The sequence below is a fragment of the Paraburkholderia acidipaludis NBRC 101816 genome (assembly GCF_000684975.1).
Classification (GTDB): Bacteria; Pseudomonadota; Gammaproteobacteria; order Burkholderiales; family Burkholderiaceae; genus Paraburkholderia; species Paraburkholderia acidipaludis.
The window spans coordinates 88,918-94,985 of record NZ_BAXZ01000028.1; the positions used below are offsets into that span (position 1 = coordinate 88,918).

Consider the following 6,068-nt stretch of genomic DNA (forward strand, 5'->3'; position numbering starts at 1 on the left):
GAATCCACGAAAACCAGAGGGCAGATGGAGACACGAGCATGGAGACTATCGCGTTTCGCATGGTGCTCAACCCCGGACAGCGCGACGAGTACGCGCGCCGGCACCGCGAAATCTGGCCCGGGCTGGCGGCGGAGCTCACGAAGGCAGGCGTGAGCGACTACTGGATCTTTCTCGACGAAGCCACGAATCATCTGTTCGCGGTGCTCAAGCGCCGCGACGATCACACGATGGACACGCTGCCCACCCTGCCCGTCATGCGCAGATGGTGGGATTTCATGGCCGACATCATGCAGACGGGCGAGGGCAACGTGCCGGTGCAGGCGCCGCTCGTGCCGCTTTTTCATCTGGCGTGAACGCGAGGGAGCCTCTCATGCAAGTCGTCGATCCGCACGTCCACTTCTGGGACCTCGCTACGCATCATTACCCGTGGCTCGCGAATCCGGGCGTGTCCTTCGTGGGCGATGCGCGTGCGCTCCGCTTCAACTACCTGCCCGCCGACCTGCTGCGCGAGGCCGGCGACATCGACGTGCTGAAGGTCGTGCACGTGGAGGCGAATCACGATCCGGCCGATCCGGTCGAGGAGACGCGCTGGCTGCAAGGTCTCGCCGACGCGGATCGGGAACATGCGATGCTCGCGGCGATCGTCGCCGCCGCAGACCTGAGCGCGCCGAACGCCCAGGCCGTGCTGGAAGGCCATGCCGCGTTTTCGCGCACGCGCGGCATCCGCCAGATCCTCAACGTGCATGCTGACCCGCTCTACGACTATGTGGGCCGTCACTACCTGCGCGATGCCGCGTGGCGCGCGAACTTCGCTCTGCTTGCCCGCTATGGCTTCTCTTTCGATCTGCAGCTCTATCCGTCCCAGATGGAAGAGGCGGCCGCGCTCGCGCAGGCGCACCCCGACATCGCGTTGATCGTGAACCATGCGGGCATGTTCGTGGACCGCAACAGCGTGGCCGGCTATCGCGCCTGGCGCGAGGGGCTGCGCGTGCTGGCCGCGTGCCCGAACGTGACGGTGAAGATCAGCGGGCTCGCGATGTTCGATCACCAATGGACCGTGGAGAGCCTGCGTCCCTATGTGCTCGAAACGATCGACGCGTTCGGCGTCGAGCGGGCGATGTTCGCCTCGAACTTCCCGGTGGACCGGCAGTTCGGCCGCTACGAAGACCTGTGGCACGCGTATGCGCAGATCGTGAGCGGGGCGAGCGCGGGCGAGCGGGACGCGCTTTTTATCGACAACGCCCAGCGTGTTTACCGGATCTAGCCGACAGGACGACAGGAGACGCGTGTGGAAATCCAGGCAACGGCGGGCGCCGTACCCCGGCTCGAACTGAGGCAGGCCAGCAAGTCGTTCGGGCGCGTGCGCGCGCTGGTCGACGGCAGCCTGACGCTGCGGCCGGGCGAGGTGCATGCGCTCCTCGGCGAAAACGGCGCGGGCAAGTCGACGCTCGTGAAGATTCTCGCGGGCGTGTATCGCCCGGACAGCGGCACCTTGCTGATCGACGGCGTCGCGCGCCAGTTCGCGTCGCCGGCCGAGGCGCGCGACGCGGGCATTGCCGTGATCTATCAGGAGCCCACACTGTTCTTCGACCTCTCGATTGCCGAGAACATCTATATGGGCCGTCAGCCGCTCGACCGGCTCGGTCGCATCGACTACGACGCGATGCATCGCGACGTGGCCGCGCTGCTTGCCTCGCTCGGCGTGGATCTGAAGGCCGGGCGTCTCGTGCGCGGCCTGTCGATTGCGGACCAGCAGGTGATCGAGATCGCGAAGGCGCTCTCGCTGAACGCGAACGTGCTCGTAATGGACGAACCCACGGCGGCGCTCTCGCTGCCGGAGGTGGAGCGGCTTTTCACGATCGCCCGCAAGCTGCGCGAGCGCGGCGTGGCGGTCCTGTTCATCACGCACCGGCTGGAGGAAGTGTTCGCGCTCACGGAACACGTGACGATCATGCGCGACGGCGCGAAGGTGTTCGACGCGCCCACCGCCACGCTCAGCACGCAGGAGATCGTCGCGAAGATGGTGGGGCGCGACCTCGCCACTTTCTACCCGAAGGCCGACGTGACGCCGGGCGAGGTCATGCTGCGCGTGCGTGGGCTCACGCGCCGCGGCGTGTTCAAGGACATCTCGTTCGACGTGCGCGGCGGCGAGATCGTGGCGCTCGCGGGGCTCGTGGGCGCGGGGCGCAGCGAAGTGGCGCGGGCGATCTTCGGCATCGACGCCTGCGACTCGGGCCAGGTGCAGATCGCGGGCAAGCCGCTCGCCATGGGTAAGCCCGCGGCGGCCGTGCGGGCAGGGCTCGCGCTCGTGCCGGAAGACCGGCGCCAGCAGGGGCTCGCGCTGGAGCTGAGCATTGCGCGCAACGCCTCGATGACGGTGCTCGGCAGGCTCGTGCGCTTCGGCCTCATCTCCGCCGCGCGCGAAACGCAGCTCGCGGGACAGTGGGGCACGCGCCTGCGGCTGAAGGCGGGCGATCTGAACGCGCCGGTGGCCACGCTCTCGGGCGGCAACCAGCAGAAGGTGGTGCTCGGCAAATGGCTGGCCACGGGGCCGAAGGTGCTCATCATCGACGAACCCACGCGCGGCATCGACGTGGGCGCGAAAGCCGAGGTCTATGGCGCGCTCGCCGATCTCGTGCGCGAGGGCATGGCCGTGCTGATGATTTCCAGCGAATTGCCCGAAGTGCTCGGCATGGCCGACCGCGTGCTCGTCATGCACGAGGGCCGCATTACGGCCGATATCGCGCGCGCTGATGCGAACGAAGAGCGCATCATGAGCGCCGCGCTCGGCGAAGCCAACGTTCATTTGGGGCACGCCGCATGATGCGCCACACCACCACCCCTCATCAGCCGCTGCCGCACGGGCCGCATGACGGCGCGCCGCCCGCGCGCCGCAGCGCGGCGGCGCTCGCCGAGACACTGGCGAAGAGCCGCGAAACGACGCTCTTCGTCGTGCTGCTGCTGATTGTCGGCGGCACGGCGCTCGCGCGGCCGCAATTCCTGAACCTGCAGAACCTGCGCGACGTGCTGCTCAACGTCTCGATCGTCGCCTTGCTCACGGCGGGCATGACGATCGTGATCCTCATGCGGCACATCGATCTTTCCGTGGGCTCGACGGTCGGTATCAGCGCGTATGCGGTCGGCAGTGTCTATGTCGCGTTTCCCCACATGCCGGTGATCGTGGCGCTGCTTGCCGGCTGTGCAATCGGCTTTGTCGCGGGGGGCATCAACGCGCTGCTCGTGGCGGCGGGCCGCGTGCCTTCGCTCGTTGCCACGCTCTCCACGCTCTATATCTTTCGTGGTGCAGACTATGCCTGGGTCCACGGCGGCCAGATCAACGCGACGAGCCTGCCCGACGCGTTCTCGGGCCTCGCCACCGGCACCGTGCTGGGCGTGCCGGTGCTCGCGCTCATCGCGCTCGTGCTGCTGGCCGGATTGTCGGTTTACCTGAAGCAGTTCCGGCCGGGCCGCGAATACTACGCCATCGGCTCCAATCCCGAGGCCGCGCGCCTTGCCGGCATCAACGTGGAGCGGCGCGTCGCCACGGGCTTTTTGATCAGCGGCACTATCGCGGGACTGGCTGGCGCGCTGTGGCTGGCGCGTTTCGGCACCGTCGACGCGAGCACGGCCAAGGGCATCGAACTGCAAGTGGTGGCCGCCGCCGTGGTGGGCAGCGTGGCGATCACGGGCGGCGTGGGCACGATACTCGGCGCGACGCTCGGCGCGCTCGTGCTGGCCGTCATCAGCATCGCGCTCGTGGTGCTGCATGTTTCGCCGTTCTGGGAGCAGGCCATTCAGGGCGCGCTGATCGTGGCCGCGATCGCCGCCGACACGCTGCTGGCCCGCTCCGTCGCCAAACGCATGATGAGGAAGCGCGACCATGGCTAAACCCGATTCCGCTCTGCTCACGCGCCGCCCCGGCCTGCCGCTCAGTTGGGAAGCGCTGCTGGTCGTGATCCTGATCGTCTCGCTGGTGGCCGGGCGCCTCTTGTCCCCCGTGTTTCTCAGCGGCGACAACCTGGGCAACATCCTGGCCGACTTAAGCGAAGTGTCGCTGATGGCCCTGCCCATGACGCTCATCATCGTGGCGGCCGAGATCGATCTTTCGGTGGCCTCGGTATTGGGCGCGTCGAGCGCGCTGATGGGCGTGCTCTGGCACATGGGGCTGCCGATGCCGCTCGTGGCCGTTCTCGTTATCGTGGCAGGCGCGCTCGCGGGGCTCTTCAACGGGCTCGTCATCGTCAAGCTGAACCTGCCCTCGCTGGCCGTGACGATCGGCACGCTCGCGCTCTTTCGCGGGCTCGCGTATGTGCTGCTGGGCGACCAGGCGATCGCCGACTTTCCGCCGGCGTGGACCGCATTCGGCATGAATGCGCTAGGCCACACGTTCATTCCGCTGCCGTTCCTCATCGTGGCGGCGTGCGCGGTCGTGTTCGTCGTGCTGCTGCAGGCCACCGCGTTTGGCCGCAGCCTCTATGCGATCGGCGCGAACAGCACGGCGGCGTCTTTCTCGGGTATCGACGTGGCCAGGATCAAGCTGCGTCTGTTCGTGCTGTCCGGCGCGATGAGCGCGCTCGCGGGCATTGTCTATACGCTGCGCTTCACGAGCGCGCGCGGCGACAACGGCGAGGGGTTCGAGCTCTCGGTGATCGCGGCGGTGCTGTTCGGCGGCGTCAGCATCTTCGGCGGACGCGGCTCGATGTACGGCGTGCTGCTTTCGCTGCTGATCGTGGGCGTGCTCAAGAATGCGCTCACGCTCGCGGACGTTTCCAGCGAAACGCTCACGATCGTCACCGGCGCGCTGCTGCTTGCTTCCGTGCTGATTCCGAACCTTGCCGCACGCTGGCGCGCGGCGCGGGACCGGCGCGCGCTGGCCCGTGCGGCGTGATGGGTAGCGACGAGAGGAGGGGTAGCGAAGGGCGGATGCGGCAAGTTCAGTCAGTCGGCAAGGAGGCATGCGGAAGAACGTCAACACGCAGTCAACCATCCGGGCACACGCCCGGTATTCATTGAGGAGACACGTTCATGTTCAAGCCAGTACGTCACATGTGTACAGCGCTGCTGTGCGCGACGCTGTTGGGCGCAGGCATGGCGGCGCATGCCGCCGGCATCAAGGACGGGCTGAAGATCGCCTTCGTGCCCAAGCAGATCAACAACCCCTATGAAGTGATCGCCGACAACGGCGGCATGGAGGCGATCAAGGAATTCAAGGGCGACGGCAAGGTGGTCGGTCCTTCGGACGCCGGAGCATCGTCGCAGGTGTCGTATATCAACACGCTCATCACGCAGCGCGAGGACGTGATCGTCATTGCCGCCAACGACGCGAACGCGCTCGTGCCGTACCTGAAGAAGGCGATGTCCCAGGGTATCAAGGTGGTCACGTTCGATTCGGATACGGCGCCCGAAGGCCGGCAGATTTTCGTGAACCAGGCGGACGCCGAGAGCATCGGCCGCGGCCAGATCCAGCTGGTCTCGAAGCTGATGGGCGGGGAAGGGGAGTTCGCGATTCTTTCGGCCACGCCGAATGCGACCAATCAGAACACCTGGATCAAGTGGATGCAGGAAGAGCTGAAGAAGCCCGAGTACGCGAAGATGAAGCTGGTGAAGATCGCCTACGGCAACGACGACGACCAGAAGTCTTTCGTCGAGACGCAGGGTTTGCTGCAGGCGTATCCGAACCTCAAGGCGATCGTCGCGCCGACCTCGGTGGGGATTGCTGCTGCCGCGCGCTATATCTCTTCGTCGTCGAGCAAGGGGAAGGTGGCCGTGACGGGACTTGGCACGCCTAACCAGATGCGCGCGTTCGTGAAGAACGGAACCGTGAAGGCGTTCCAGCTTTGGGATCCGGGTGCACTGGGGTATCTCGCGGCTTATGCTGCCGCGAATCTGGCCTCGGGGAATATTAGCGGCAAGGAGGGGGAGTCGTTTGATGCCGGTAAGCTCGGCAAGCGGACGATTGGCAAGAATGGCGAGGTCATACTCGGGCCGCCTACTACCTTCGATGCGCAGAATATTGATAACTTTAATTTCTGAGGGGTGGTGGGACTTGTATTCGTGGTGGTCTGCCA

Annotated in this window: 6 protein-coding genes; all 6 read left to right on the forward strand. The window is 66.2% G+C overall.

Annotated features, from left to right (window positions below):
* Positions 1-38 precede the first annotated feature (38 nt).
* The 6 genes from BAC01S_RS26345 to rhaS all read left to right on the forward strand — a co-directional run bounded on the left by BAC01S_RS26345 (position 39) and on the right by rhaS (position 6,033).
* Positions 39-353 (forward strand): L-rhamnose mutarotase, encoded by a 315-nt coding sequence (locus BAC01S_RS26345; RefSeq protein ID WP_027797458.1) that lies wholly within the window; start codon positions 39-41, stop codon positions 351-353.
* Between the two features lie 17 nt (positions 354-370).
* Positions 371-1,264: an amidohydrolase family protein gene (locus BAC01S_RS26350; RefSeq protein WP_027797459.1), complete on the forward strand. Its 894-nt coding sequence runs from the start codon at positions 371-373 to the stop codon at positions 1,262-1,264.
* Positions 1,265-1,294: 30 nt separating this feature from the next.
* A complete protein-coding gene (locus BAC01S_RS26355) occupies positions 1,295-2,824 on the forward strand; it encodes a sugar ABC transporter ATP-binding protein (protein ID WP_027797460.1) in 1,530 nt (509 codons plus the stop codon).
* Positions 2,821-3,888, forward strand: coding sequence for an ABC transporter permease (locus BAC01S_RS26360; RefSeq protein ID WP_027797461.1), 1,068 nt, complete (start codon positions 2,821-2,823; stop codon positions 3,886-3,888). Before BAC01S_RS26355 ends, BAC01S_RS26360 begins: the two co-directional genes overlap by 4 nt.
* On the forward strand, positions 3,881-4,888 hold the full coding sequence (locus BAC01S_RS26365; protein WP_027797462.1) for an ABC transporter permease: 1,008 nt from the start codon (positions 3,881-3,883) through the stop codon (positions 4,886-4,888). Before BAC01S_RS26360 ends, BAC01S_RS26365 begins: the two co-directional genes overlap by 8 nt.
* A gap of 137 nt (positions 4,889-5,025) precedes the next feature.
* Complete coding sequence (gene rhaS / locus BAC01S_RS26370) at positions 5,026-6,033, forward strand: rhamnose ABC transporter substrate-binding protein (RefSeq protein ID WP_027797463.1); 1,008 nt, start codon at positions 5,026-5,028, stop codon at positions 6,031-6,033.
* Positions 6,034-6,068 lie beyond the last annotated feature (35 nt).

Coding starts and splice junctions, on each gene's coding strand:
- BAC01S_RS26345 (WP_027797458.1), top strand. CDS start 39: ATGGAGACTATCGCGTTTCGCATGGTGCTCAACCCCGGACAGCGCGAC.
- BAC01S_RS26350 (WP_027797459.1), top strand. CDS start 371: ATGCAAGTCGTCGATCCGCACGTCCACTTCTGGGACCTCGCTACGCAT.
- BAC01S_RS26360 (WP_027797461.1), top strand. CDS start 2,821: ATGATGCGCCACACCACCACCCCTCATCAGCCGCTGCCGCACGGGCCG.
- BAC01S_RS26365 (WP_027797462.1), top strand. CDS start 3,881: ATGGCTAAACCCGATTCCGCTCTGCTCACGCGCCGCCCCGGCCTGCCG.
- rhaS (WP_027797463.1), top strand. CDS start 5,026: ATGTTCAAGCCAGTACGTCACATGTGTACAGCGCTGCTGTGCGCGACG.